Origin of the sequence: Pseudomonas sp. HS6-2, from assembly GCF_049325675.2 — a bacterium.
Lineage (GTDB): Bacteria > Pseudomonadota > Gammaproteobacteria > Pseudomonadales > Pseudomonadaceae > Aquipseudomonas > Aquipseudomonas putida_N.
Genome location: NZ_CM143906.1, coordinates 2828919 through 2854537, shown reverse-complemented (window position 1 = coordinate 2854537; position 25619 = coordinate 2828919). Strand labels below are relative to the sequence as shown.

The 25619-nt window shown below is 65.5% G+C and carries 25 protein-coding genes; 6 read left to right on the top strand and 19 right to left on the bottom strand.

The window, feature by feature from the left end:
* Positions 1-397: 397 nt before the first annotated feature.
* On the top strand, positions 398-1891 hold the full coding sequence (locus ACOKS3_RS13325) for an aldehyde dehydrogenase family protein (protein WP_422763181.1): 1494 nt from the start codon (positions 398-400) through the stop codon (positions 1889-1891).
* Here ACOKS3_RS13325 and qhpG read toward each other — a convergent pair.
* Genes qhpG through ACOKS3_RS13305 form a run of 4 tightly spaced genes read right to left on the bottom strand, consistent with a single transcriptional unit; the run spans position 1855 to position 7482 of the window.
* A complete protein-coding gene (gene qhpG / locus ACOKS3_RS13320) occupies positions 1855-3180 on the bottom strand; it encodes a flavin-dependent monooxygenase QhpG (RefSeq protein ID WP_422763180.1) in 1326 nt (441 codons plus the stop codon). The genes ACOKS3_RS13325 and qhpG overlap by 37 nt on opposite strands.
* Positions 3173-3844 carry a subtilisin-like serine protease QhpE gene (gene qhpE, locus ACOKS3_RS13315; protein ID WP_422763179.1) on the bottom strand — a complete coding sequence of 224 codons (672 nt, stop codon included), beginning with the start codon at positions 3842-3844 and terminating at the stop codon, positions 3173-3175. The genes qhpG and qhpE overlap by 8 nt, the downstream gene beginning before the upstream one ends.
* Positions 3834-5567 (bottom strand): ABC transporter ATP-binding protein, encoded by a 1734-nt coding sequence (locus tag ACOKS3_RS13310; protein ID WP_422763178.1) that lies wholly within the window; start codon positions 5565-5567, stop codon positions 3834-3836. Before ACOKS3_RS13310 ends, qhpE begins: the two co-directional genes overlap by 11 nt.
* Before the next feature lies 1 nt (position 5568).
* Positions 5569-7482, bottom strand: a complete 1914-nt coding sequence (locus ACOKS3_RS13305) for a sigma-54-dependent Fis family transcriptional regulator (protein WP_422763177.1) — start codon at positions 7480-7482, stop codon at positions 5569-5571.
* 339 nt (positions 7483-7821) lie between these two features.
* Between ACOKS3_RS13305 and ACOKS3_RS13300 the strand changes: the two genes are divergently transcribed.
* From ACOKS3_RS13300 to alkB, 5 genes are all read left to right on the top strand, one after another.
* A complete protein-coding gene (locus tag ACOKS3_RS13300) occupies positions 7822-9150 on the top strand; it encodes a hypothetical protein (protein WP_422763176.1) in 1329 nt (442 codons plus the stop codon).
* 32 nt (positions 9151-9182) lie between these two features.
* Positions 9183-11417: an Ig-like domain-containing protein gene (locus ACOKS3_RS13295; RefSeq protein ID WP_422763175.1), complete on the top strand. Its 2235-nt coding sequence runs from the start codon at positions 9183-9185 to the stop codon at positions 11415-11417.
* Between the two features lie 15 nt (positions 11418-11432).
* The gene (locus tag ACOKS3_RS13290; protein WP_103447139.1) at positions 11433-11903 is read left to right on the top strand and encodes a curlin; all 471 of its coding nucleotides are present in this window, start codon (positions 11433-11435) and stop codon (positions 11901-11903) included.
* A 16-nt stretch (positions 11904-11919) separates the two neighbouring features.
* Positions 11920-13365, top strand: a complete 1446-nt coding sequence (locus ACOKS3_RS13285; protein ID WP_103447138.1) for a curlin — start codon at positions 11920-11922, stop codon at positions 13363-13365.
* A gap of 151 nt (positions 13366-13516) precedes the next feature.
* Positions 13517-14161, top strand: coding sequence for a DNA oxidative demethylase AlkB (gene alkB, locus ACOKS3_RS13280; protein ID WP_422763174.1), 645 nt, complete (start codon positions 13517-13519; stop codon positions 14159-14161).
* A gap of 21 nt (positions 14162-14182) precedes the next feature.
* Here the strand turns inward: alkB and ACOKS3_RS13275 are convergent, their stop codons facing one another.
* The 15 genes from ACOKS3_RS13275 to ACOKS3_RS13205 all read right to left on the bottom strand — a co-directional run bounded on the left by ACOKS3_RS13275 (position 14183) and on the right by ACOKS3_RS13205 (position 25615).
* A complete protein-coding gene (locus ACOKS3_RS13275) occupies positions 14183-14419 on the bottom strand; it encodes a hypothetical protein (RefSeq protein WP_103448242.1) in 237 nt (78 codons plus the stop codon).
* Between the two features lie 740 nt (positions 14420-15159).
* Positions 15160-16011: a CsgG/HfaB family protein gene (locus ACOKS3_RS13270; protein WP_103447136.1), complete on the bottom strand. Its 852-nt coding sequence runs from the start codon at positions 16009-16011 to the stop codon at positions 15160-15162.
* 34 nt (positions 16012-16045) lie between these two features.
* Complete coding sequence (locus ACOKS3_RS13265) at positions 16046-16459, bottom strand: curli assembly protein CsgF (protein ID WP_103447135.1); 414 nt, start codon at positions 16457-16459, stop codon at positions 16046-16048.
* Positions 16456-16857: a curli production assembly/transport protein CsgE gene (gene csgE / locus ACOKS3_RS13260; RefSeq protein ID WP_103447134.1), complete on the bottom strand. Its 402-nt coding sequence runs from the start codon at positions 16855-16857 to the stop codon at positions 16456-16458. The genes ACOKS3_RS13265 and csgE overlap by 4 nt, the downstream gene beginning before the upstream one ends.
* Positions 16854-17381 (bottom strand): type II secretion system protein, encoded by a 528-nt coding sequence (locus tag ACOKS3_RS13255; RefSeq protein WP_103447133.1) that lies wholly within the window; start codon positions 17379-17381, stop codon positions 16854-16856. Before ACOKS3_RS13255 ends, csgE begins: the two co-directional genes overlap by 4 nt.
* Positions 17356-17730, bottom strand: coding sequence for a type II secretion system protein (locus tag ACOKS3_RS13250; RefSeq protein ID WP_422763173.1), 375 nt, complete (start codon positions 17728-17730; stop codon positions 17356-17358). Before ACOKS3_RS13250 ends, ACOKS3_RS13255 begins: the two co-directional genes overlap by 26 nt.
* Before the next feature lie 5 nt (positions 17731-17735).
* On the bottom strand, positions 17736-18209 hold the full coding sequence (locus ACOKS3_RS13245) for a type II secretion system protein (protein ID WP_103447131.1): 474 nt from the start codon (positions 18207-18209) through the stop codon (positions 17736-17738).
* Entirely contained in the window at positions 18206-20098 is a 1893-nt protein-coding gene (locus tag ACOKS3_RS13240; RefSeq protein ID WP_422763172.1) for a secretin N-terminal domain-containing protein, read from the bottom strand. Before ACOKS3_RS13240 ends, ACOKS3_RS13245 begins: the two co-directional genes overlap by 4 nt.
* Positions 20095-20604, bottom strand: coding sequence for a hypothetical protein (locus ACOKS3_RS13235; protein WP_103447129.1), 510 nt, complete (start codon positions 20602-20604; stop codon positions 20095-20097). Before ACOKS3_RS13235 ends, ACOKS3_RS13240 begins: the two co-directional genes overlap by 4 nt.
* A complete protein-coding gene (gene pilO, locus ACOKS3_RS13230) occupies positions 20604-21167 on the bottom strand; it encodes a type 4a pilus biogenesis protein PilO (RefSeq protein ID WP_103447128.1) in 564 nt (187 codons plus the stop codon). Before pilO ends, ACOKS3_RS13235 begins: the two co-directional genes overlap by 1 nt.
* Complete coding sequence (locus tag ACOKS3_RS13225) at positions 21154-21696, bottom strand: PilN domain-containing protein (RefSeq protein WP_103447127.1); 543 nt, start codon at positions 21694-21696, stop codon at positions 21154-21156. Before ACOKS3_RS13225 ends, pilO begins: the two co-directional genes overlap by 14 nt.
* A gap of 1 nt (position 21697) precedes the next feature.
* A complete protein-coding gene (locus ACOKS3_RS13220) occupies positions 21698-22477 on the bottom strand; it encodes a hypothetical protein (RefSeq protein WP_103447126.1) in 780 nt (259 codons plus the stop codon).
* A complete protein-coding gene (locus tag ACOKS3_RS13215; protein ID WP_103447125.1) occupies positions 22461-24143 on the bottom strand; it encodes a GspE/PulE family protein in 1683 nt (560 codons plus the stop codon). The genes ACOKS3_RS13220 and ACOKS3_RS13215 overlap by 17 nt, the downstream gene beginning before the upstream one ends.
* Positions 24144-24203: 60 nt before the next feature.
* Positions 24204-24737: a response regulator gene (locus ACOKS3_RS13210; protein WP_181004477.1), complete on the bottom strand. Its 534-nt coding sequence runs from the start codon at positions 24735-24737 to the stop codon at positions 24204-24206.
* 236 nt (positions 24738-24973) lie between these two features.
* Positions 24974-25615: a SurA N-terminal domain-containing protein gene (locus ACOKS3_RS13205; RefSeq protein WP_422763171.1), complete on the bottom strand. Its 642-nt coding sequence runs from the start codon at positions 25613-25615 to the stop codon at positions 24974-24976.
* Positions 25616-25619 lie beyond the last annotated feature (4 nt).

Genomic DNA, 25619 nt, shown 5'->3' with positions numbered 1-25619 from the left:
ACAGCAGGTGTGCATGTGACGGTTGTGATACAGAAACTGTGCCAAGTGCTGCAAAGGCGTTGTATTTCAGGCTTTTAGCGCCTCCACCCAGCTATGTGGCCCTGCTGGCCAAGTGGTCGGAGCGTGCCATTTCGCGACAAGGTGTTTCATCGTGAGACAGGGCCTTCTGCGCAGCCCATTCGCGGGACAAGCCCGCTCCTACAGTGACCGAGCCAGTGGGAGCGGCGGTGTTTCATCACCGTCTCAAACCGTCTCAATGTGCAACAGCGCAGCCCTGCAATCCCAACCTTGCACAACGGCAAAACCCAGGCAGTTCAGCACCTTGCGGCCATCGGCCGACCTTGGCACGGCCATTGCGCTTATACCGGTCACATCCAATGACAAGAGGCACAGCCCCATGCTTTCCGACCTGCCCATCCTGCCCGCCACCCGCGCCTTCCTCGAACGCAAGCTGAAGATGCGCATCGGTGCCGACTGGCAGGACGCCGCCAGTGGCCGCACCCTGTCGTTCCGTAACCCGGCCACCGGTGAAGTCCTGGGTGAAGTGCCCGCCGCCGAGCAGGAAGACGTCGACCGCGCTGTGCGCGCCGCGCGCCAAGCCTTCGACGACTCGCCGTGGAGCCGTGTGCGCCCCCGCGAGCGGCAGAACCTGCTGTGGCGCCTGGCCGACCTGATGGAGCGCGACGCGCAGCAGCTGGCCGAGCTGGAATGCCTGAACAACGGCAAGAGCGCCGCCGTGGCCAAGGTCATGGACGTGCAGCTGGCCATCGATTTCCTGCGCTACATGGCCGGCTGGGCTACCAAGATCGAGGGTAGCACCGTCGACGCGTCCATGCCGTTGATGCCCAACGACCAGTTCCATGGCTTCGTGCGCCGCGAAGCCGTGGGTGTGGTCGGCGCCATCGTCGCCTGGAACTTCCCGCTGCTGCTGGCTTGCTGGAAGCTCGGCCCGGCCCTGGCCACCGGCTGCACCGTGGTGCTCAAGCCGGCCGACGAAACCCCGCTGACCGCGCTCAAGCTGGCCGAGCTGGTGGACGAGGCAGGCTACCCGGCCGGGGTATTCAACGTGATCACCGGCACCGGCCTGAACGCCGGTGCCGCGCTGAGCCGCCACCCGGGCGTAGACAAGCTGACCTTCACCGGCTCCACCGAAGTGGGCAAGCTGATCGGCAAGGCGGCCATGGACAACATGACCCGCGTCACCCTGGAACTCGGTGGCAAGTCGCCGACCATCGTCATGCCCGACGCCAACCTGCAGGAAGCCGCCGCCGGCGCCGCCACGGCGATCTTCTTCAACCAGGGCCAGGTGTGCTGCGCAGGCTCGCGCCTGTATGTGCACCGCAAGCACTTCGACAACGTGGTGGCCGACATCGCCGGCATCGCCAACGGCATGAAGCTCGGCAGCGGCCTGGACCCGGCGGTGCAGATGGGCCCATTGATCTCGGCCAAGCAGCAGGACCGCGTGACCGGCTACATCGAACTGGGTCGCGAGCTGGGCGCGACCATCGCCTGTGGCGGTGAAGGGTTCGGCCCGGGTTACTTCGTCAAGCCGACGGTGATTGTCGACGTCGACCAGCGCCATCGCCTGGTGCAGGAGGAGATCTTCGGGCCGGTGCTGGTGGCAATGCCATTCGACGACATCGACGAAGTGATCGGCATGGCCAACGACAACCCCTATGGCCTGGGTGCGAGCATCTGGTCCAACGACCTGGGCGCAGTGCACCGGATGATTCCGCGGATCAAGTCAGGGTCGGTGTGGGTCAACTGCCACAGCGCGCTGGACCCGGCGCTGCCGTTCGGCGGCTACAAGATGTCCGGTGTCGGCCGTGAGATGGGCGCTGCGGCCATCGAACACTACACCGAGTTGAAGTCAGTGCTGATCAAGCTCTGAGCTGCACCCTGGTCTGCCAGCCAGCGCATCAACATCCTCTGATGCTCTGCTGGCAGGCTGCTCATGGCCGCCAAGGGTGATCGACCAGCCAGCAACTCACGGACTACCGGCGCCAACTCAATCCCCTGCAAATGCCACACCCCCAACGGCTGATCCGCCGTCACCACCACCTCCGCTTCGTCCACCCACCCATCCCCCAACACCGGCCGCCGCGCCACCCGCACCGCCGCCCAGTCCGCCGCCAAGTGCAACGGCTGCGCATCCGGCCAGCCTCGACGGCGTTCCCAGAATGGCTGCCCTGCGCGCTCAAGCTCCTGCCCATAGAAATCCCGCCCGATGCGGGCAAAGCGCAAAAACAGCTGCTCGATCCGCTGCTGATGAAACTGCTTCGCCAGTGCCGCGCGCTCGGGCCGACGGAACAAGGTGTTGATCACCACCGGCGCCTGCAACGCCGATGACAGCGACTGGAAAATCCCATTCCCCGACAGTGGGTCAACCGCCATCGCCGCATCGCCCACCCGTACCCAGTCATCCCCCACGCAGTCGCCGGCGAGAATCGCCGTGCTGCTGCGGGCGTGCACCTGTGCAGGTTCCAGCGCTCGCGCACCGAACAACTCAGCCACCAGCGCCGACATCCGTCGGCGTGCGGCGCAATATTCTGGCAGCGCCGCCTTGCCCGGCAGCCCCTGGGCGTCCAGCGTAATCTGCCAGTAGCAACGCCCATCGGCCAGTCTGGCCATCCAGGCCCAGCCATCGTCCAGGCTTTCCACGGCCGACGCAGGTGTGCCTGGCTCAGCCTGCCAGAGGTTGAGCAGGCTGACCGTCTCCGGCCCACGCAAACGGTCGGCCGCCAACGGCGCCTGGCGCCCGCGCGCTTCGACCAGAAAATCGCCCTGCAGCACCTGCCCGTCGTCCAGCCGGACCTGGTAGCCCTCGGCACGCGAAACTTCGCGAACGCGCCCTTCCAGCAAGGTTGCCCCTGCCCGCCCCAGGTCATCGCGCAAGGCGCGGTCGAAACGCTGGCGATCGAGCAGAAACTCCTGATTGAGCTGCAGATGCTGGCCATTCCAGCGTACCTGGCGTGCAGCCGGTACCGCTGCCTCGGCCAGGGCGCCGCCCAGGCCAGCATGACGCAGCCCTTCCAGCACCCGTTGCGAAACCCCTTCCACGGCGGCAAAACGCCGCCAGTCGGAGACCACCGTCACCGGGTAGCCCAGCCGCCGCAGGCCAAGTGCGGTAGCGGCGCCAGCCGGTCCGGCGCCCAACACCAGAATGTGTGGTTCAGGCATCCGCTGCACCTCGTCGCTCCGGGCCGCTGAACGCGGCATGGGCCTGCAACCAGGCAAATACCTGCTGGCGGTCCAGGCCGGGCCGTTGCTGCAACAACGCCGCAATCCGCCCGCTCACCGCCGCACAGCCCAGACTCGCACCGGCCCGCCCGCGCTCCCCCACATGGCCACCAAAGTCAGCCTGGGCACTGCCGAGCCACGACCACTGCCCTGGCGCGCAACGGGCATCGCCGGTGATGCGGATAACTCCCGGATACGCAGCCGGGTATACCGCACTGCCCTGCGCCGGGCTGGACGCGCACAGCAGCACGCCGGCCTGCTGCACTTCAGCACAGGCCTGGCGCAGCACCGGCCGGTCCTGCTGCAAGCCAAGGCTGAGATTGATCAGCGTCACGCCCTGCTCCGCCAGCCAGAACAACCCGGCAGCGACCTGCAGAGCACTGGTGCTACCTTGCTCGGTGAATACCTGGGCCAGTAGCAGCGGTAATTCGCCGGCCTCGGCTTGCAAGCTGGCCAGCACGGCGCTGCCATGGCCGAGCCGGTCCGGTTGCAACTCGCCCTCGCACAGCACCTCCCCGTGCAGCCAGAAGCGCCGGGCAGCGACCAAGGTCTGCGCTGACGCACAACCACTGTCGATCACTCCGACCCTGAATTCAGCGGCCATGCCTGATCACCTCCTGGGGCAATACGCGCAGTTGCCCGCCCTGCAGGTGCAGGTGCAGGTTGGCATCGGCCAGGGTCGAGGCGCGGTGGCTGATGAGGATGCGCGTGCGCCCGGCGAACAGTTCGTCGATGGCGGCAATCACTTCGCGCTCGGTGGCTTCGTCCACTGCCGAAGTGGCCTCGTCGAGCACCAGGATCGAAGGCGCCTGCAGCACCGCCCGGGCAATGGCGATCCGCTGTTTCTGCCCGCCGGAAAGCTGCTGGCCGCGCTCGCCGAGCAGCCCGTCCAAACCCAGCGGCAAGCTTTCGACCAGGCTGTCGAGATGGGCCAGTTGCACCACCCGCTCCAGCTCCGCACGGCTGGCCTGCGGCGCGCCATACGCCAGGTTTTGCGCCAGGGTGCCGCGGAACAGCACGATGTCCTGGCTGACCACGGCGATGCGCTGGCGCACGGCGGCCAGGTCAAGTTCGCGCAGGTCGGCGCCATCGAGCAGGATGCGCCCGGCATCCGGGTCGTAGAAGCGCTGCAGCAGGTCGATCAGGGTCGATTTGCCGACGCCGGAAGCACCGCTGATGGCCACCTTCAGGCCACCGGCAATACAGGCATCGACCTGCGCCAACACCGCGCCCTGGCGCCCGTCATGGGCAAAGCTGACGCCTTCCAGGCGCAGCTCGCCCGGCCCTTCTGGCATCGGCCTGGGCGAGTCGGCCTCGCGCACGGCCACCGCTTCCTGCTTCAACTCCATCACCCGGCTCAGGCTCACCGCCATGCGTTGCACCGCAACGTACAGGCCCAACAGGCTCTGCACCGGGCCGACCGCCATGCCCATGTAGGTGGAAAACGCGATCAGCGCACCGAGCTGCCAGGTGCCCTGGATCACCCACCAGCCACCGACCAGGAACGCGCAGGCGCGGCACCACGAGGTCAGGGTGCCGGGGATTGCCTGGGTGAAGAACTCGGTCACCTGCACTTTGAGCAACTGGCGCATATAGCCCTGCCCCAGCTGGTCCAGGCGCCCGGCCTCGCGGTTCTGCTGGCCGGACGCCTGGATGAACTTCATCGCCGGCAGGGTCTCAACCAGAAACGACGAAACATCAGCCGAGCGCTCGCGCAGGTTGCGCACCTCGCGCTCGACCTTGCGCCGCATCCAGCGCAGCCACAGCACTTCAATCGGGATCAACAGTGCCAGCAGCAGCGACAGTTGCCAGGACAGCATCAGCATCAGCGCCACCGCGCCTATCAGGCCAATCACCGCCGACACCGCCGAGAACAGCGAATCCACGGCAAAACGCTGGATCTCGGCAACATCGCCGTCCAGCCGCGAGAGGATGTCGCCGGTACGCCGACGCCCGTAGAAAGTCGGCGACAGTTGCTGCAGATGGCGGTACAGGTCATCACGCAGGGCGAACAGAATGCGCCCCGACAGGCGTGTATGCAGGTAGCGATTGACGCCCGCCAGCACCGTGCCCAGCAGCCCGGCGCCAATCATGATCGCTGCCATGTGCCAGAGGGTCTGATAATCCTTGGCCAGCAGGCCTTCGTCGATCAGTGTCTTGACCAGCCAGGGTTGTACCAGGGCCAGCAGCGAAGCGCCGAAGGACAAGCCCAGCAGCACGCCGATGGCCCGTCGATGGGGGCGGACGAAACCATACAGCCAGGTCAGGGCCTGGCGCATGAGTAGTGGGTTGCTGGACTCCACCAGCCTGGCGAACAGGTTGCCCATGTCAGCCGCGCAACTGCTTGAGCTTGCGGTACAGCGTCGCCCGGCTGATGCCCAGCGCTTCAGCGGCGGCCGAGACATTGCCCTGGTGGCGCGCCAGGGCGCCACGGATCAATTCCAGTTCGTTGTCCTTGAGACTGCCGGAGGGCGTCGCGCCGCTGGCCAGTTCTTCCAGCAGGCAATCGGTCAGGTGGTCGAGGGTCAGCACCTGCTCGCCGTCCTCGCGCATGGCCAGGGCGGTGCGCACGACCATTTCCAGCTGGCGGATGTTGCCCGGCCAGTCGAAGCCTTCGAGCAGCGCCGCCAGGGCCGGGTCGAGGCTCACACCCTTGGCGCCGGACTTGTCCAGCAAGCCCTCGATGATGCTCGCCAGGTCATCGCGCTCGCGCAGCGCCGGCAGGCGCAGGGACACGCCGTTGACCCGGTAGTACAGGTCTTCGCGAAAGTGCTGTTCCTGTACCAGGCGCTTGAGGTCGCGGTGGGTGGCGCAGATCAGCGCCACGTCGATGTCCTGCTCGTCGCCCGCGCCCAGCGGCGCCACCCGGCGTTCCTGCAGCACGCGCAACAGCCGCGCCTGCAGGGCCAGCGGCATGTCACCGATTTCGTCGAGGAACAGCGTGCCGCCATGGGCCTGCATCAGCCGCCCGACCATGCCGCCCCGGCGCGAGCCGGTGAAGGCGCCCTCGCGGTAGCCGAACAGTTCAGACTCGATCAGCCCCTCGGGAATCGCCGCGCAGTTGACCGCAACGAACGGCTTGTCGGCCCGCGGGCTGGCCTGGTGCAGGGCGCGGGCCACGACTTCCTTGCCGGTACCGGTCTCGCCCAGCAGCAACACCGGCAAACCGTTGCCCAGGCCCTGGCGGGCCATGCGCAGGTTGCGCGCCAGCCGCGCATCAGCGCCGGCCAGGGCATCCAGCGCGAGTGTCTTGTTGGCCGCTGCCGGCCTGGCCTGCGCCGCGCTGCCATTGAGCGGGCTGTGCCGTGGCAACTGCAGCGCCCGGAAGAAGAATTCGCCCTTGGCCGTTTGCACGTTGCTCACACCACCCTGCCACAGGCGGGCGATGAAGGCCGGTGAGCGCTCGCCCAGCAGGTCGCTGCTGCGGCGCCCGATCAGGCCCTGGCGCGGCACCTGGAGCAGTTGGCAAGCGTTGTCGTTGGCGGCCAGCACCTCGCCGTCCAGGCTCAGGGCCAGCAGGCCGTGCCAGGCACTGTTGAGGTATTGCGGGCGGCTGTGGAAGGCCAGCACCAACTGCTCGGGGTGGCACAGGCCGAACAGCCGGCTCTCGATATTACCGGCCGCCAGCATCAGCATGCTCAAGCTGTCCTGCGGCTGGGCCATGACCCCTTCGCGGGTGATGTCGAGCACGCCGATCACGTCGCCACGCGGGTCGCGCAGCGGCACCGAGGTACAGGAGAACGGGCTCAGGCGGTCGAGGTAGTGCTCGCCGCAGTTGATCAGCGTCGGCCGGCCTTCGACCACGGCGGTGCCGATGGCGTTGGTGCCGCGCAGCGATTCGCTCCAGCAACTGCCGGGTTGCAGGTCGCGCAGGCCTTCGCGTTGCAGCACATGCTTCTGCCCTTCGATGGCCAGCACGTTGGCCTGGGCATCACCGAGGATGATGATGCCGGCTTTGCCCTGGCGCGAGACCAGGTAGTCCAGCTCGGGGGTGACCGCGTCCACCAGCAGCCGGTTGCGTTCCAGCAGCGCGCGCAGGTCATGGCCCTGTTCCAGGCCCAGGCCGACCTGCTCGCCCTGCAGGCAATCCAGGCCATGGCCGAGGCTGCGGCGCCAGGAGGCGTCGATTTCGTCGCGCAGCATGCCCAGCGGCAGCTCGCCTTCGTGGGCCAGGCGCAGGCGGGCCTGGCGGGATTCCTGCAGCGGGTCTTGGGCGTTTGTTATGGGAAATTGTCGCGCCATTTTTTGCTCCAGCTGTGGCCCTTGGGTCAGGGCTACGGGCTTGGGAATTTTTCCGCAGTGTGCGGGAGATTTTGGTGGGCGTCGAGGTGCATGCCTTTAGGGGTGTGTCGCCTGGAAGATCGAGCGCCACACCTCTCAAGACCTGCTCTCCCAGCCCCACCGTTGCCCCCAATCCTGGGGAACACCGCCCATCAAAAACCCTGCCAAAAATTCATCCACCGCTCTGAAACCCATGTCCCACAAGCCCTCCAGCCATTTATGAAAAAATTGGCACGGCTGTTGCGCTAGCCCTCCCAGACGCCCCAAGTCCATGGGCCCGTTAGCAGGAGGAACCGACTCATGCTCCGACCGATACCCAACATGCTGGCAGTGGCGATCGTCGCCGGCCTGTTCCAGCTCCCGGCGCAGGCAGCGCTGTATGCCGTCGACACCGGGCCCTACACACCTGAAAACGGCCACTACGCCGCCTGGTACCAGGACACCCATGGCCGCACGCTCGACCTGTGCCTGTCCAAGGCCGTGAGCTCACGCGTTCCCGGCGCACCTGGCGCACCGTCGTACATGTGCACGCTGTTGCCTGCCCCCGGCATCTTCGATGACACCAAGCCGTTGGTCTTCCCGACCAACTGGCCAGATGAATCCTTCTGGTTCACCGCCGATGCGGCCATCAACGACGTCGCCCGGGGGGTCAACCTGATCTACGTGAGCGCACTCGAAGCCGCGTTCGGCGGTGGCGATCCGGCAGAAAACGACCAGATCAGCTTCGCCCGCGTGCGGATCCGGGTCGACGTTCCCGTGGCCGGCACCTACGTGATCACCCACCCCTACGGCGTCGAAGTGTTCGATGTACCCGCCGCCGGGCGCCGGGCGATCAACATGACCCGCGACATCGGCATCGGCTCCGCTGGCACTTATACCGGCGCCTTGAAGGGCGATATCGGGCCGTTCCTGCGTAGCATCAACGGCCCCTACACCGAAGGCAGCGAGAAATTCATTGGCGACCCCAACCTCAACGAGCGCGTCACCGGCAGCCCGTTCAACACCAACTTCGTGCGGATCGAAGGCCCCAACGGCATCGACCTGCGGACCGACCTGTTCGCTGTTTCCGGCAAGCTTTCCGAAGTCGTCCGGCCCACCCCGTTGATCCCATTGCGCAGTACCTATTCGCGGCACACCGAGAACGGCGACCTGCGTGCCCAGCAGGACGTGTTCGTGCTGGCCCCGCCACCGCCAGGCAGCGCCACCCTGACCAGCCAGACCCCTAACCTGCCACTGACCGAAGCCAATGGCACCGGTACCTGGTATGCCCAATCGGCGCTCAACCCGGCACTGCCGACCAGCCTGCTGGTCAGCGCCGACAACAGCGTGGCGATCCCCACCAGCAGCGTGACCACCGCCGACATGCCGCTCACCGACCTGGTCACCATCACCAAAGCCGAATACAGCCTGGCCAACGCCACCCTGAGCGTGATCGCCACCAGCAGTGACGAAACCAGCCCGCCAGCAATGACTGCCCGCACCGGCAACGGCACCTTCATTGGCAACTTCACAGGCGACGGCGCGCAGAAAAGCCTGACCGCCAACTTGTCACCCGTTCCGCCGGCCAAGGTGCAGGTCTCCAGTGCCAACGGCGGCAGCGACATCGAAGACGTGGTGCTGGTGCCATGAACAGACAAAGGCTCCGCCTTCAAGGAGGTAGCATGAACACTTGGCAACGCCGTGCGCTGTTGGCCGCCGGTTTCTCCCTCACCCTCAGCAGTGCGGCCTGGGCTACCCTGTCCGATGTCGACCCGGGCCCCTATACCTTCGCCACCGGCGGTTTCCCGTTGTGGTACAAGGACACTAACGGCCTGTCACTGGAATTGTGCCGCTCACACGCCGTCAGCACCCTGGTCGCTGGCGCACCCGGTGCACCGGCCTACATGTGCACCCTGCTGCCAGAGCCGGGCGTCTTCGACGATACCCTGCCCTTGGTGTTCCCTGACAACTGGCCATCGGAGATGTTCTGGTTCCTGGCGGAAACCAGTATTCCTGCCGTTGGCAACAGCGGCTATGAGCTCGACGCCTATGTGGCGGGCATAGAAGCGGCATTCGCTGGTGGCAACCCGGTCGATGGTGACCAGCAGAGCTTTGCCCGCATCCGTCTGCGCGTCTCGGTACCCACTGCGGGTACCTACACCATCACCCACCCCTACGGCGTGGAGACGGTCAACGTCACCACACCCGGTCGCCGGGCGATCAACATCACCCGTGACATCGGCATCGGCGCCCCGGGCAACTTCACCGGTGCGCTCAATGGTGCGATCGGCCCGTTCATCCAAGGCTTCGGCGCACCCTATACCGCAGTCAACCCGGAGACCGGCACCACCGACACCTTCATCGGCGACCCCAACCGGCCGGAAGCGATCAAGGGCAGCCCCTTCGGCACCAATTTCATCCGCATCGACGGCCCGCCCGGGCGCATCGAAACCAGCCTGTTCACGGTTTCCGGCAAAGTGCTCGACCAACGTCCGCAGCTGCCAGCCTCGCTGGAGCGGGCCACCTACTCGCGCAATGGCAGTGGCACCCGGGTGGAGGTATTCGCCAAGGCGCCGAACACCGCCAGCGTCTGCTTGCGCAGTGGCCTGGCGCTGGTCGGTACCCCGCCCTCGCCCTGCCAGTTCAGCATGACGTCGGACAACAACGGGCTGTTCTTCAGCCAGCAACTGAGCCAGCTGGCGCCGCCGCCGGTAGTCGTGGTGACCGCCAGCAGCAGCGACATCAACACCCAGCCGACCGCCATTTCGAGCAAGCTTTCCGATGTGGTCAAAGTCAGCACCGCGCGCTACGAGTGGGCCAACAAACGACTGACGATCGAGGCGCGCTCCAGCGATGAAGTGGTGATCCCGGACATGGTCGCCCAGGGCTACGGCCGCCTGTCCAAGTCCGGCACGCTGCAGACCCTCACCATCAATGACCTGACCCAGCCTCCGGCCACCGTCACCATCAAGTCGAGCCATGGCGGTGTCGATGTCGAACCCGTGGTGGTGGTCGGCACCGCACCGGTCGAAGCGGCCAACCAGCCACCGCTGGCCCAGGCCGATGTCGGCAGCACCAGCATCGGGGTGCCGCTGACGATGAACCTGCTGCTCAACGACAGCGACCCGGACGGCAACGTGCCACTAAGCATTACCGACCTCACTCAACCCGGTACCGGCCTGGGTGGCGTGGCGCTCAACGGCAGCACCTCGGTGACCTACACCCCACCACCAGGTGCCACGCAGCCGGTGGTGGCGACCTTCACCTACCGGGCGATGGACGCCAAGGGCCTGAAGTCGGAACCGGCCACCGTGACCGTCAACGTCGCGCCCAACCAGGCACCGACCGCCAACCCGGAAACCGTGACAACCTTGGCCGCCCCGCTGACCATCAATGTATTGGCCAACGACACCGATCCGGAAGGCAACGTGCCGCTGAACGTGGTCAACCTGACCCAGCCAGCAGCCGGTCGCGGCACCGTGAGCACTGATGGCACCACGGTCAGCTACACCCCTCCGGCCACGGTGACGACGGCGTTCACCACTACCTTCACCTACCAGGCGCGTGACTCCCTGGGTGCGGTCTCCGCGCCAGCCACCGTCACGGTCAACGTGCAGCCACGGCCTGCAGCCGGCGAGTCCTTCACGGTCACCGCAGCCACCGTCCTGGCCCGCTCGAACAACCGGTACAACTGGGACGTCAGCGGCACCTCGTCGGTGACCACCGGCAACACCATCACCGTGCGGGTCACCACCACCACCGGTGTGCAGACCCTCGGCACCACCACGGTACCGGTGACCGGCCGCTGGCGCCTGACGGTGAGCAACAGCACCACGATCGTCCCGACTGCGGCACCGACCGCCACCGTGACGAGCAGCCAGGGCAGTACCCGCACTGTCAACGTGACTGTGCAGTAAGGCCAGGAGAACACCATGAAGCGCCTGTATCCACTGCTGCTGAGCCTGGCCCTGGCGGGCCAGGCCGGGGCCGATGACCTGATGGACAACGCCGACCTTGCACCCGGCAGCGACCTCGGTGAACCGGTGATCATCCGCCTGCTGCCGGTCGGTGCCGGCCAGGCGGCGGTGATCGAGCAGCAAGGCAACGGCAACCGCGCCGCCCTCGACCAGCACGGCCAGGCCCTGCTGGGCCGCATCGTCCAGGCCGGGGGCGCGCAAGAGGCGTACATCCTGCAGGAAGGCAGTGACCTGATGGCCAACATCAGCCAACAGGGATATGGCAACAGCGCTGCGATCCGTCAGAGCGGCACCAGCAACAGCGCCAGCATCGATCAGATCGGCAACAACAACAGCGCCAGTATCGAGCAGGCCGGCACAGGCCTGAGCAGCTCAGTGACCCAAGCCGGCAATGGCCAGCGTGTTCAGATCACCCAATACCGATAGACCTGGAGGCACCACCATGTTCAAGCTCGCTCCCCTAAGCGCCGCTATCGTCCTGGCCCTGGCCGGCCAGGTCATGGCTGACGACAGCACCTCGAACCAGTCGCAGACCGGCAACCAGAACATCGCCGAGGTGCAGCAGACGGTTGCGCCGTTCGCCGCGGCCACCCAGACGCAGACCGGCAAGGGCCACAACCACCTGGCGGTGCAGGAAAACAGCACCAGCACCATCAACCAGACCGCCAGTGGTTCGTACAACGCCGGCTACGGCGAGCAGCTGTTCGAAAATGGCAGCCAGATCACCCAGCAGGCCGCTGGCTCCTACAACGACGCCTTCGCCAGCCAGTCGGTGGGCGAGAACAACCAGTCGCTGCAGAACCAGCAAGGCAGCGAAAACCGCTCGACCGTGTGGCAGGACACCCAGACCGGCAGCCAGGTCACCACCACCCAGAGCGGCCAGCGCAACGAAGCCTTCGTCGAGCAGCTGTTCGGCGGCAGTAACAACCGCGCCAACATCACCCAGGATGGCCAGGACAACTACGCGACCTCCGAGCACATCCTGCACAACGATGGCTATGTGCAGATCTACCAGCAAGGCAAGCAGAACTTCGCCTACGGCGACCAGCGCGACGGCAACGGTGGCACCATCAACATCGACCAGTACGGCACTGGCCACTCGGTGGAGGTCTGGCAGGACACCCAGACCGGCGCCCGCGCCACGGTCAACCAGACCGGCCAGACCAACGAAGGCTACATCGACCAGAGCTTCGGCAAGGACAACGTCGCCAACCTGTATCAACAGGGCCAGTCCAACGCCAGCTGGTCGGATCAGTTCGAGACCAACAACTCGAACACCACCGTCTCCCAAGGCGGCAAGAGCAACAGCAGCTTCACCTACCAGACCGGTGACAACCAGAGCCTGACCGTCAACAGCAAGGGCACCGGCAACAAGGTCCTGGCCAGCAACTGGAAAGGCGACAAGATGGGCGGCCAGTTCGGCAAGAACCAAACCGCCAACATCAACCAGAACGGCACCAGCAACAGCGCCAACCTGACCCAGAACGGCGAGTACCAACTGGCCACGCTGAGCCAGAAAGGCACCGGCAACACCATGGAGACCAAGCAGGCCGACAGCTACAACGAGCTGTACTTCGAGCAGAACGGAAGCGACAACAGCCTCATCGCCGACCAGCGCGGCACCGACAACTACGCCTTCGGCTCGTCCACCGGCAGTGGCAACAGCATCAACCTGGACCAGTCCGGCTATGCCAACCAGAGCTATACCAACCAACTGTATGGCAGTGGCAACAGCGCCACCATCAAGCAGGCTGACAGCGCCAACGTCGCCTACGTGACCCAGGGCGGCAACAACAACGCGGCCATCGTCAACCAGAGCGGCGCCTACCAGAGCGCCACCATCAGCCAGATGGGCAACGGCAACACAGCCACCGCTACCCAACGCTGACCAGCTCCCCCCTTGAACCGCGGCGTCTCCTCTCCCTGGCGTCGCGGTTCCTTTTTTTCTGCCTCTGTATAGCCCCTCAAGCCTGATGCAATCCCTGTGGGGCCGTGTTTGCCTTACAATGCCTGACATCCTCACATCACGCCGTCGCACCATGATCCAGTCCGACCTCGACCTGTTCGGCCCCCAGCCGCAACGCCTGGCCAGCCACACCGTGCTGCTGCCCGGCTTCGCCCTGGCCGTGATCGAGCCGCTGCTCGACGCTCTGCGGCCGGTGCTGCGCGCCGCGCCGTTCAGGCACATGCAGACACCGGGTGGCCTGAACATGGCGGTGGCGTTGACCAATTGCGGGGCGCTGGGCTGGGTCAGTGACGCCAAGGGCTACCGCTACAGCCCCACCGACCCGGTCAGCGGCCAACCCTGGCCCGCCCTGCCCCAGGTCCTGCTCGAGCTGGCGGGTCGCGCAGCGGCGGCAGCCGGCTTCGAGGGTTTCGTGCCTGATGCCTGTCTGGTCAACCATTACCTGCCCGGCACCCGCCTGAGCCTGCACCAGGACCGCGACGAGCAGGACTTCGACCAGCCGATCGTGTCGATCTCACTGGGGCTGCCGGCGGTGTTTCTGTTTGGTGGGTTGCAGCGCTCGGACAGAACTCAGCGGATACCGTTGAACCATGGTGATGTGCTGGTGTGGGGAGGCGAAGATCGGCTGCGCTTTCATGGGGTGTTGCCGATAAAGCCGGGGGTGCATCCGCGGATGGGGGAACGGCGGATCAACCTGACCTTGCGCAAGGCAGGTTGACCCAGTACGCAGGGCCGACTGTCAGATACCCGACACCGTCTTCCGCCCGGCCAGCTGCTGCCGCTCCACCCCATCCAGCAACGCCTCCACCACCGCCTTGGCTGAATCCAGCCCATGGTCATTACTCAACAACAGATCACGACAGGTCCCCTTGGCCAGCTCCAGCGCCTTCAGATTGGTCGCAAACGCTCCTTTCAGCAGCGTGGACAGGTGCACCAACGCATCTTCGTAATCCACCCCCGAGCGCACGGCAAACAACGGTGGATGGCTGGATTCACAGGTGGAGAAACTGGAGGCCGCCGTGGTGGCGCGTACGGGAGGATCAGGTAAGCCTTTTGTCATTGTGTCGCTCCTTGATTCAATGGAGCCGCCACACAACGTGACCAAACGAAAGGGTGGCGACTGTACGCGGGTTGGTCAACCGGGAATCAAGGAAACCGGCGCGCACGGAGGCGCCCCACGCACAGCCGCCATAAAACGAAACAGCCGGGCACAAAAAAGCGCCAACTGTATCTCAGAGCGGGCGCTTGTGCGCCTTGATGATTGCGGGTGACCAAACCCGACTGCTGGATTTACAGCAGCGCGCCAAGACTACCGGTGTCGGGGAAGCGTTTCAAGCGAAGGGCATGTGCAGTAACACTTCTCCTGCTGGCCGCCACATCCTCACCTGCTGACGCGGTCGATGCTGGGGAAATGGCTGGTGGTGTATGGCTCTCAAGCTTGGGTGGGGCTGACATCGAGCGCCGCCCGCGCGGCGCATCGCGAGCTGGCGCTCGCTCCTACGTTTGTTTCGGGCCAATAACGCCTGTGACGGGCGCGCGCGACCGCCTTGTTGGTACGGCGCGATATCGCGTCATGCGCCAAAGCGTACGCGCGCGAATCCCACAGAAATAATTGGCCCGAAACAAACGTAGGAGCGAGCGCCAGCTCGCGATGCGCCGCGCGGGCGGCGCTCGATCTCACAGGCGCCAGATACCTCAAGCCAACCCCCAAGCCATTCACTGCTGCTGGTTCTGGCTAAGGAACTTGTCCACTTCGGCCTTGCCTTCCCCCGGATCCCCCGCCACCTGCCACAAGCGCCGCTCGATCCCCTGGGCCAGCAGATGCCCCACCGCCGCCTCGATCGCCGACAGCACGCACAGCTGCGCCGGTTCGTTGGTGGTGTAGCCGACCTCAGCTTCCAGCAGCTTCTTGAACTCGATGAACTTGAACACCCCGGCATTGCGGCCGATCGAGTAGATGGTCTTGCTGGTCATGACGTTGGCCAGCACCTGCCCGGTGCGCACGTCCACCGCGCGCAGGTTGACCGTGACCTGGTCGACCCGGTATTCGCGGGAGATGTCGACGCCCAGGTAACGGGCGCCCTCGCCGCCACTGCGCACGTTGGTGTCGTAGGCGATGATGCCGCCTTCGAGCATCAGGTTGGCGGCCTGCAACGGTGGCAGTTCGCTCATGATGTTCTCGGGCACGTCGGGCTTCTTCTGCGAAGCACGGATGATCTTGCGTTCGGTCAGCAGGTTCTGCAGGCCTTCGCGTTCCAGCACCACGAACCAGCCGCTGGCATTCAGGGCATCCATCAGCATGCTCGCCGCGCCCTGGGTGACACTGGTGGAGAACGAGCTGGCCGGGGTCGGCTTGTACTGCCCGGTCTGGTCGCGGAAGCCGTACACCACGGCCATCAGGCGGCCTTTCGGGCGCGGCATGTTGATCAGGTCGTAGTAGGTCGAGGCCCGCGGCGTCAGAGTCGGGGTTTCCGTGTCCTGTTCGGCCGGCATCGGTTCGCGCAGGCCGCAACCTTGCAGGCCCGCCAGCGCGGCGACAATCAGTAGAGTGCTCAACAGACGTTTCATGGTGCTCTCTCCCCAGCTAAACGACCAGTCCCTCTCAGGGGTTCAGGCCACTGACCTCAATGAGCGAAGTTTCTCCTGTGGCGCGGTCAGTGACCTTGATGCTCAGCGCACCGGAGTCATCGATGACATCGATCAGGAACGCGTCGGTGGCCATGCTGCCGGTCTTGCCGTTGCTGATGTTGTCCATCAGTTGCGACAGCATTCGGGACTCCAGCTGGTTGCTGAAGCGCTCCAGGGCCGAGGTACCGCCAAAGGCGGATGCGCGGTCCTTGAGGTCCGGGTCGTCGTAATCGTTCTGCGCCTGGGCGTTGTTCAGCAGCCAGGTGCCGTTCAACGGGTTGCCGCCGAACGCCGGGTTGACCGGGGTGTACACCAGCTCGGTGGCGGAGGCGGCGCAGGCACTGAGCAGCAGGCCAGCCGCAAGGCAACGGGGTATGCACGTGTTCATAGCTCATCCCTATCCAGATCAGTGGTGTCCTGCAGCAGCCGTTGCAGCTTGCGCTGAATGACTTCCTGCTTGACCAGGTCGGCGGCCGCGACGGCCTCTTCTTTTAATTGCGTGACGTTCGGCGGCAGAAAGCGTCGGTACAGCACGTCACGGTCGAACTCTACGGTCACCAGGCTGCCCCAGCGGGCATCCGGGCGTTCGCGCACCACCAGGTTGAAGTCCAGGCGGCTGGTGGCGCGCAGGCGGTCGGCGAAGTAGTAGTAAAAGTCGTGGCCGATGTGCGAGATGGTGTTGTCGACGATAAAACCCTTCATCTCGTCCTCGGCGTCGGCCATGGCCGTACCCGGCACCCCGGCTGCCAACAGCAGGCACAGGTACAGGGCCTGCAGGCGTTTCATGGCGTGTCTCCCGGGCCGGCGTGGGTCCGAGCACCGCCGGCACTCTCGTTGAAGGCCTGCTCGGCGACAAACTGCCAGTCGCTGTAGTGCTCCAGGCCTTCGAAACCAGAGAACTGTGTTTCGAAGCCACTGCGCTTGAACGGGGTGGCATCGGAGCGGCTATGCACGCCGGTGATACGCCCATCGATTGCGCGCAGCAGGCCCCAGTCGTCACTGTTGGTGATCGGGTCCGGGTACAGACGGCGGATATGCCGCTTGGCCTCCGGGAAGCGGTTGTCTTCGAGCAGGTCGACCAGCTCCTTGGGGTACTGGGCCAGGCCCGGCGAGGCGCGATAGTAGCTGCGCAGGGCCTGAGCATACTGGCCACCGACCCACAGCAGCTCGCGCTCATGCTCGCGCTGCGCAACGCTTGACCACACCGTACCGGTAGCGGCCAGTGCGACGCTGCTGATCGCGATCAACAGCAGCACGCCCAGGTAGGTGAAGCCGGCGCTGGCCTTACCATTGCGCAAAGAGGCTGCCATCACGCGCCCTCCCTGTGGCACCGCTCTTGATGTCGGCCACGCCACCGGCCACGCCTTCTGGTGGTGGCACCAGCTGCCAGGCGTCGCTGCGCTCAGTGATGGGGTCAACCGGGGTATTGCGCAGGTAGCGCTGCTCAACCAATTGCTCCAGTGAGTCCGGGTAATGGCCGGTGTCGCCGTAGTAGTGGTCCAGGGCTTCACGCAGCACCGCCAGGCTCTGGCGCAAGGAGGCCTCGCGGGAGCTGTCCAGGCTGTTGAAGTAGCGCGGCATGGCGATGGTCATCAGCGTGGCGATGATCGCCATCACCACCAGCAGTTCGATCAGGGTGAAGCCTTTGCTGCGTTTCATGGCTGTCACCATTGCCCGTAAGGGATGTTGTTGAGGCCCTTGCCACGGGCCTTGGAATACACGTCGAACACATCTTCGCCTTCGCGTGGGTTGTCCGGGCTGCTGGCGTAGGCGCGCAGGCCCCAACCGCCGTCGTCCTGGTTCTTGGCCGCCACCAGCGGGTCGTGGGGGATGCGCCGCAGGAAATAGAACTTGGCTCCCTTGGCACTGCGCACATCGCGCACGCCTTCGACCAGCACCTGCAGGTTCGGCGGGTAGCCGCTGGCATCCAGGCGCTTTTCGATGAACCCGGCGTCGAAGGCACGCTTGTAGGCGTCGATGGCGTCGCGGATCTGGTAAAGCGCCTCGCGCAGCTGCTGCTCCTTGCCACGGCGCACCACCGTTTCGGTCAGGGGTGCGGCCATGGTCGCGAGCATCCCGAGCAGGGCCAGGGTCAGCACCACTTCGATCAGGCTGAAACCCTGCTGGCGGCGTTTCATGGCCGTGTGCTCACAGTGACCGTGGCTGGGGCAGTGGCCGGGGCACTGGCCACTTGGCTTTGCACGGTCGGCGCGCTGTCGCGGCTATCGCTCGGTACGTCGCCCGGCACGTCACGCGGTGGCAGCGGCATCGTCTGGCGCACCTGCATGCTCGATTCGGTGCCGGTGCCGAACTCCATGTCCGACGGGCTCTGGTACGGCAGGTTGCGCACGATGCGCGGGGTGATCGCCAGCACCAGCTCGGACTTGCTCATGTCGTCCTTGTTGCTGCCGAACAGCCGCCCCAGGCCTGGGATGTCACCCAGGCCGGGGATCTTGTTGCCGCTGGCGTTGTGGTCGTTGCGCACCAGGCCGGCCAGCACCTGGGTTTCGCCATCGTGCAGGCGCAGGCTGGTCTGTGCGTTGCGGGTGTCGACCTGAACCGGGATGGTGCCCTGGCGGGTGGCTTCCAGTGGGGTGGCGTTACTGACTTCCAGCGCCACCTTGATCGCCACTTCGTTGTTCAGGTGCACGGTGGGCTGCACTTCGAGCTTCAGACCGACGTCCAGGTAGGTGACGCTTTCGGTGATCACCGGGCCCTGGGTGGAAGGCACCGAGGTGGCACTGATGATCGGCACCCGCTGGCCGATGTGAATGCGTGCCTGCTCACGGTTGCTGACGCGGATCACTGGGCTGGCCAAGGTGTTGATGTCCTTGTCCTGGGCATTGATCTTGGCCTGCGGAGCCGGCGCGATGCTGATGCGGCTGGAGTTGATGCCGCGCAGCTGGTCCAGCACGCTGACCGGGTTGCCGTCGTCGCTCAGCACACCGAAGGTGTTGGGCCATTGCAGGCCAAGGTCGAGGATGCGCGAGGTGGCAACCTCCATCACCTCCACTTCCAGCACCACTTCGGGGTTGGACTGGTCCTGGGACTGCAGCAGTTTTTCGGCCATGCGCACGGCGTCGGGGGTGTCGCGCATGGTCAGAGTATTGAGGCGCTCGTCGACGAACACGTCACGGGTCTTGAGCATGGTCTTGACCATGTTCAGCGCCGTGTTGGCGTCGATGCTGGTCAGGTAGAAGGTACGCATGACCAGTTCCTGGTAGTCCTTGGTCTTCTGCGGCGAATCGGGGTAGATCAGCAAGGTGTTGTCGTTGACGATCTTCTGCCGCAGCTGGTTCTGCTCCAGCAGCAGCGACACGGCATCTTCGATGCGCACATCACGCACGAAGATGGTGGCCTTCATGTCGGGACGCAGATCCTTGTCGAAGATGAAGTTGATACCGGCAACCTGCGACAGCACCTCGAAGATGGTCTTCAGGCCGGCGTCACGGAACTCCAGGGTCACCGGGCGCTCCAGCTTGCTGCGCAGTTGCGGGAACGGCGTGGCGGTGCGCGCCTGGACATTCTCGATGTCGGTGCGCAGGGCGATGCCCTTCTGGTTCTGCGGGTCCAGGCGCAGTACTTCGCGCATGTAGCGCTCGGCGCCGAACAGGTCGCCCTGGCGCAGCGCGGCCTGGCCCAGAGCTACGCGTTCGTCGAGGGTGCGGATCAGCTCCAGATGGCGGATGCCTTCCTGGGCGCGACGGTTGTTCGGCTCGATGGTCAGCACCCGGCTGTAGCCCATGCGCGCGCTGGTGAAGTCGTGGCGGATGCGGTCGGCATCGGCCTGGCTGATCAGCGCTTCCACCGCGGTCTGGCGACCATGGGCCAGGGCGATGTTCAGCTCGGTGTCACGCGGGCTGTCGCGCAAGGCTTCTTCCAGGCGGGCGATACCCGCTTCGTACTGGCCTTCCTTCATCAGCTCGGCGCTGTCCTTGCGCACCCCGCTGGAACCGCAGCCGGCGATGGCCACGCACAGCGCCAGGAGCAGGAACGGAGCAGGCTTGCACAGTTTCGACGACTTCATGGTGCGCTCCCTACAGACAAGGTCTGTGGCTGATGCAAAGGCAGATAAACCAGGTCCAGCTCGTTGGCCGAGACTCTGTCGAGGCGATAGGTGCTGTCGATCACGTCACCCTTGCGCACGACGTACAGCTTTTCCCCGCTCTGCAAGAAGATCTGCAGGTCGTCGCGGTCGCCCATGCGGCCGACGAACTGGAACGGCAGCGCCGGGGCGGTGGGGGCCGCAGCTACGACGGGCGCGGCGGCTACGGGTTGTTCGCTGACGGTGGCCAGGGCTTGTGGCTTGGTCCATTGCTGGGCTGGGAACAGATCTTTGGAGGCCTGTTCCGGCCCCTTCGCCGGCAAGCCCGCGCCCACAGGTTCTGCAGGCGACACCGGCGCTGTGGGAGCGGGCTTCCCTGCGAAGGGGGCGACGCTGTCTTGCTGGCTGAACCAGTGCCCGGGTGCCCATGCCAGTGCTGCCGACACCCCGAGGAACGCGGCCCACATCACTGCGCGTTGTGTGTTCATCACGACCTCGACAGGTAGAGGGTCAGGCGCACCCGGCCGTTGAGTTCGGTATCGCCGATGGTTTTGCGCTTCAGTTCGAGGTCTTCCAGCACCAGGGTCGGCAACTGGCCGATCAGGCCGCGCAGGAAGCCGCGGATCTGCGGGTAGCTGCCGCGTACTGGCAGGATGATCTGGTATCGCGACAGCTGGGTCTTCGGATCGACGCCCAGGGCGTACTCGCCGCGCGCCAGGCTGATGTGCTCGGCACTGGCCAGGTGGTAGAGGCGCTCGATCAGCTCGCTCGCTTCAGGCTGCCCGGGCAGTTGCTGGCGCAGACTGTCCAGCGCCTGCTGCTCGGGTTTGACGGCGATCTTCAGCTCGCCGCGCTTGACCCGTTCGACCTGCACGCTGGCATCCGCTTCGCTGGCACGCAGTTCGCGCACGGCCTGCCACTCGGGGACCACGCCGGCCATGGCGACAGCGACGGCGAGCACGGCGACGGCGGCGGCGCCCAGGCCAACCGGGCCGATGCGGCGCAGGCGCTCCTGGAGGACGAGGCTGTTGACAGCATCAGGGACGTGCATGGCCAATCTCCCAGGTGGCGGTAAGGTTGAAGCGCACCGGGTGCTCAGGCTGCCCGGCCACCACTTCATGGTTGAGCAGCGAGACATCGCTGAGCTCGTCGCTTTGCTCCAGGCGCAGGTGGTACTGCAGCATCGCTTCCAGGTTGCGTGCCTCGGCGGTGATGCGCACCTGGCCCTTGCGCGCATCCGGGGTCAGGGTCAGCAGTGCCACGTCTTCCTGTGGCTGCGCTTCGAGCATGGCGAACAGCTGTTGCCAGGGCCGTTGCAGCTGCTGCGAGACGCTGCGCATCTGGGCCAGGCGTTCGGCCTGTTCGCGGCTGGCGGCGCTGTTTTGCGGGGCGACCGGGGCCGGGCGGCGGCCCAGTTGCAGTTCCAGGCTGTGCACGCGGGTTTCCAGGTCTACCTGCTCGACCTGCAGCCGCTGTTGCACCAGCACCAGCCCAGCGACGACGACGGCGCCCAGGGCCAGTAGCGACCAGGCCAACGGGCCACTGCGACGGGGCTGGAATTCCAGGTCGAGGTGGCGCATGTCAGGCCACCGCCCGCCACATGGCGCACAGCGGGTCGCTGTCGCCGGCCGGCTGGCACAGCTGCACCGCCGCCAATTGCGGCACGTCGCCGCGCCCTGGGGCATGCAGGTAGACCCGGGGCAGATTCTCGCCGTACAGCTCGCAGGTGCGTTCGATCAGCGCCTGCAGGGCCTGGTCACTGTCGGCGCAGCCCTGGGCCAGCACCTGTTGCCAGGCACCGCCGGCGGCCAGCAGCAGCACACTGCGGCGCGGTTCGGCGAGCACGAACAGGAAGTCGCCCTGCTCCAGTTGCGCCGAGCAGCGGTTGTAGGCGGCCATCAGGTAAGGCTGCACCGAACGCAGGTTCAGGCGGCTTTCCCGGCCCAGGCTCTGCAGGCCTTGCAACAGGGCTTCGGGCAGCGCGGTGGCGATGCGTGCGGCACCGGCTGGCTCGGGCGAGAGGACGATGCGCCAGTCATCCAGCGATTGGCCGTAGAGGTTTTCGAAGCAGGCCCGGGCGTAGGCATCCAGCTCGCGTGGGTGGCCGATGGCATCGCTCCAAGGCACCAGGCAGAAGCGGCTGTAGCGGGCCGAGAGCAGCACGCGCAGCTGAGCGCCTTTGACGGCGTGCTCGGCCAGCAGTGCACTCAAGGCTTGCAAGGCGGCTTCCCAGGCCGGTTGCGCGGCATCGCAGGTGAACTCGCGGCTGCCCAGCCACTGCGTTTGATTGCCGTGCGCGCGACCCAGGCCGACACCTTCAGCACCGAGTACGGCACAGAAACGTTCAGATGAATGTGACACGGTTGATCTCCTCGAGTGTGGTGCGGCCATCACGGACCAGGTCCAGGGCCGAGGCACGCAGCAGGCGCAGGCCGCGTTGGCAGGCCAGCTGCTTGATCTGCGAGAGGGGGCGGCGTTCGACGATCATCTGCCGCAGGTCATCGTCCAGATGCAGCAGCTCGGCAATCGCGCTGCGGCCGCGGTAGCCGCTGCCACGGCACTGGCCGCAGCCCTGGGCGCGGACGAACTTCCAAGCGGTTACCGCTTCACGGGTCAGGCCCGAGGCGGTCAGGGTGTCTTCATCGGCCTCGCACGGCGTGCAGCAGTGCGGGCAGGCCAGGCGGATCAGGCGCTGGGCCAGCACGGCATTGAGGGCCGAGACGAAGCTGTAGGGGTCAACCTGCATCTGGCTGAAGCGGCCGATCACATCGAACACGTTGTTGGCGTGGATGGTGGTGAACACCAGGTGGCCGGTCAGCGCCGACTGCACGGCGATCTGTGCGGTGTCGGGGTCGCGGATCTCGCCGACCAGGATCTTGTCCGGGTCGTGGCGCAGGATCGAGCGTAAGCCGCGGGCGAAGGTCAGGCCCTTCTTCTCGTTGACCGGAATCTGCAACACGCCGGGCAGCTGGTACTCGACCGGGTCTTCGATGGTGATGATCTTGTCCACGCCATGGTTGATCTCGCTGATCATCGCGTACAGGGTGGTGGTCTTGCCGCTGCCAGTGGGGCCGGTGACCAGGATCATGCCGTAGGGCTCGGCAGCCAGCCGGCGCAGGGCGCGCAAGGTTTCGTCGGCAAAGCCCAGGGCCTGCAGCTGCACGCCACTGACGCGGTCGGACAGGTCCTGCTTGTCGAGCACCCGCAACACCGCATCCTCGCCGAAGATGCTCGGCATGATCGACACCCGGAAGTCGATCTGCCGCTCGCCGATGGCGACCTTGAAGCGGCCATCCTGAGGCACGCGCTTTTCACCGATGTCCAGCTCGGCCATGACCTTGATGCGCGAGATCACCTGATCGGCAAAGGCACTGCCGCTGGCCTTGCCGGCGCCATTGAGCACCCCGTCGATGCGGTACTTGATGACCAGGCCCTGGCCGGTCATGCCCAGGTGGATATCGCTGGCGTGCTGCTTGAGGGCGTCGTACAGGGTCGAGTTGACCAGCTTGACCACCTTGCTCTGGTCTTCGCTGATGCTGGTCAGCGACAGGCGTTGTAGCGGGTCGATCTCACCGCTGGATTCGGCGTCATGGTCCAGGGCGTCGACCGCGTGGAAGCTTTCTTCGTGGCGGGCCAGGAAGGTGGCCAGGTCGGCCGCGTGGGCCAGGTACAACGGCGCGCCTGGCAGGTTGTCGTCGATCCAGGCCAGGCGAGCGTGGTCGAAGGGGTCGGCGAAGACGCCGATCAGCTCGCCGTCCTGCTCGATCAGCACGAACTCGCGCTTCAGGCACTGGGCCAGGCTGACCTTGTCGAAGCGCGGGCTGCTGGCCAGCAGGGCCTGGGTTTCCAGCACTGGGTAATGCAGGGTCAGGCCAAGGCGGCAGATGAAGCGGTCGGGGGTTTCGTTGGCCAGGCGCTCCAGGCAGTTGAGCAGGCGCTCGTCACCCGCTTGCAGGCGGGCCTGGGCCAGGAGTTCGCGGGGGTAGGCGCTGTGCTTGCCTGCACCTGTATCGAGTACGTCTGACATGGCCTGCGACTCCGCTCAGGGGCGCGTCGCAGGCTGGCTTGGCCAGGGCAGCGGGCGCCGCTATTCCCCGGTGAGCAGTTGTTCGTCGTCAGGGCCTGGGGGCTTGGCGCCATTACGGCGGCGATCGGCCAACACCCAGCTGCCATCGTACAACTGCAAGGGGAACGATTCGTTCCTGTTCTGGCGTCGTTCGATAAACCCTTCGGCTGGATTGTCAGTGGCCCTGCGCCGGCGCTCGATGCCCAACAGGTCGAAGATCGCGCGGGCCAGTTCCGCCAACGGGAACGGCTTGAACAGGACATGACTCACACCAAGTTCGGCGGCGCGCTCACGGACTTCGACAGTCGGGTGGGCGGTGATCAGCACGAAATGGTACTCCCTGTCCTTGCGCACGGTCTCCAGGACCTGAAACCCCTCCATGTCGGGCAAGCGGTAATCCAGCACAATCACTTCCGGTGCCAGGCTTTGAGCCTGCTCGATACCACTGGCACCGTCGTGGGCGACGTGAGCATCCAGGCCTTGTCCCTGCAGGTACGCCTGCAGGTTTTGCGCAAGGGTCTGTTCGTCATCGACTACCAATACTCTGTTCACCAAGGTCGACTCCCAAATGCTGCCCGGTTACCCGGTTTGCGAAGTGCGGCCTCGATAAGGCTTGAGCAGGCTTCGTGCCAGGCGTGAATACTCATTTCGCACCACTGTAAGTCATTGATCCTGCAAGGCTGTGCCAACCCCTGCAACACAGGCGTAGGCCCGGTTCCCCACATCCGGGGGAAGTGATGGCACTTTGCCAAACCGTTATTCCCCAGCTTTGGGGAAATCCTTTCGAAGGCTCAGTCAGCGATTTCCACTGTAGCGGATTCGCGCAAACGTTGGCGCACGGAATCGCGCGCCTGCGCCTGCAGCTGACCGATGAGCGCGGCCCTGGCCAACTGCAGGCCCTGCTCGGGTATGACCGAGTAATTATCACTTTGGTTCTGCGCTCCTTGCAGGTTTTGGCGGTTGGCCTGGTAGAACGCCTCGACGTCGGCCCGGCTGGGCTCGTGTACCGCGCTGAGCCGGGCGTACAGCTGCTGTGCGGCCAGTTCATGGCGCATGTAATCAGCGTAATCTGCCCGATCGAAACCTGCATCCGCCAGGCGCCTTTCGAACAGTGCCGGGCTGCCGAAGGCGGCTTCGATTTCGCCAACTTGCGCTGATACCTGCTCATCACTGATGTGAATACCTGAACGTTGCGCCTCCTGCCAGAGCAGCTCCTTGTCGATCAGCTCGTCCAGGGCCTGGTCGCGCAGGCGCTTGTACAGCGTCGGGTTGCGGATACTGGTCAGTGCCCTGCCCTGGGCTTGCAGGTACTCGGTGAAATAACGCTCCAGGCGCATCACGTCAATCGTCACGCCGTTAACCCGCGCAGCGGGCACGTCGGCCCAGCTCGCCTTGGCAACCACCAGCAACAGGCACAGCAACAGGATATGCATGGCA

Bases quoted from the DNA above. Each gene is read 5' to 3' on its own strand.
- ACOKS3_RS13235 (WP_103447129.1), bottom strand. From the start codon at position 20,604: ATGAACACACAACGCGCAGTGATGTGGGCCGCGTTCCTCGGGGTGTCG.
- ACOKS3_RS13305 (WP_422763177.1), bottom strand. From the start codon at position 7,482: ATGGCGCGACAATTTCCCATAACAAACGCCCAAGACCCGCTGCAGGAA.
- ACOKS3_RS13295 (WP_422763175.1), top strand. From the start codon at position 9,183: ATGAACACTTGGCAACGCCGTGCGCTGTTGGCCGCCGGTTTCTCCCTC.
- ACOKS3_RS13255 (WP_103447133.1), bottom strand. From the start codon at position 17,381: ATGGCAGCCTCTTTGCGCAATGGTAAGGCCAGCGCCGGCTTCACCTAC.
- ACOKS3_RS13290 (WP_103447139.1), top strand. From the start codon at position 11,433: ATGAAGCGCCTGTATCCACTGCTGCTGAGCCTGGCCCTGGCGGGCCAG.
- ACOKS3_RS13225 (WP_103447127.1), bottom strand. From the start codon at position 21,696: ATGCGCCACCTCGACCTGGAATTCCAGCCCCGTCGCAGTGGCCCGTTG.
- ACOKS3_RS13240 (WP_422763172.1), bottom strand. From the start codon at position 20,098: ATGAAGTCGTCGAAACTGTGCAAGCCTGCTCCGTTCCTGCTCCTGGCG.
- ACOKS3_RS13285 (WP_103447138.1), top strand. From the start codon at position 11,920: ATGTTCAAGCTCGCTCCCCTAAGCGCCGCTATCGTCCTGGCCCTGGCC.
- ACOKS3_RS13325 (WP_422763181.1), top strand. From the start codon at position 398: ATGCTTTCCGACCTGCCCATCCTGCCCGCCACCCGCGCCTTCCTCGAA.
- ACOKS3_RS13245 (WP_103447131.1), bottom strand. From the start codon at position 18,209: ATGAAACGCCGCCAGCAGGGTTTCAGCCTGATCGAAGTGGTGCTGACC.
- ACOKS3_RS13270 (WP_103447136.1), bottom strand. From the start codon at position 16,011: ATGAAACGTCTGTTGAGCACTCTACTGATTGTCGCCGCGCTGGCGGGC.
- ACOKS3_RS13300 (WP_422763176.1), top strand. From the start codon at position 7,822: ATGCTCCGACCGATACCCAACATGCTGGCAGTGGCGATCGTCGCCGGC.
- ACOKS3_RS13265 (WP_103447135.1), bottom strand. From the start codon at position 16,459: ATGAACACGTGCATACCCCGTTGCCTTGCGGCTGGCCTGCTGCTCAGT.
- ACOKS3_RS13215 (WP_103447125.1), bottom strand. From the start codon at position 24,143: ATGTCAGACGTACTCGATACAGGTGCAGGCAAGCACAGCGCCTACCCC.
- qhpE (WP_422763179.1), bottom strand. From the start codon at position 3,844: ATGGCCGCTGAATTCAGGGTCGGAGTGATCGACAGTGGTTGTGCGTCA.
- csgE (WP_103447134.1), bottom strand. From the start codon at position 16,857: ATGAAACGCCTGCAGGCCCTGTACCTGTGCCTGCTGTTGGCAGCCGGG.
- pilO (WP_103447128.1), bottom strand. From the start codon at position 21,167: ATGCACGTCCCTGATGCTGTCAACAGCCTCGTCCTCCAGGAGCGCCTG.
- qhpG (WP_422763180.1), bottom strand. From the start codon at position 3,180: ATGCCTGAACCACACATTCTGGTGTTGGGCGCCGGACCGGCTGGCGCC.
- ACOKS3_RS13310 (WP_422763178.1), bottom strand. From the start codon at position 5,567: ATGGGCAACCTGTTCGCCAGGCTGGTGGAGTCCAGCAACCCACTACTC.
- ACOKS3_RS13250 (WP_422763173.1), bottom strand. From the start codon at position 17,730: ATGAAACGCAGCAAAGGCTTCACCCTGATCGAACTGCTGGTGGTGATG.
- ACOKS3_RS13205 (WP_422763171.1), bottom strand. From the start codon at position 25,615: ATGCATATCCTGTTGCTGTGCCTGTTGCTGGTGGTTGCCAAGGCGAGC.
- alkB (WP_422763174.1), top strand. From the start codon at position 13,517: ATGATCCAGTCCGACCTCGACCTGTTCGGCCCCCAGCCGCAACGCCTG.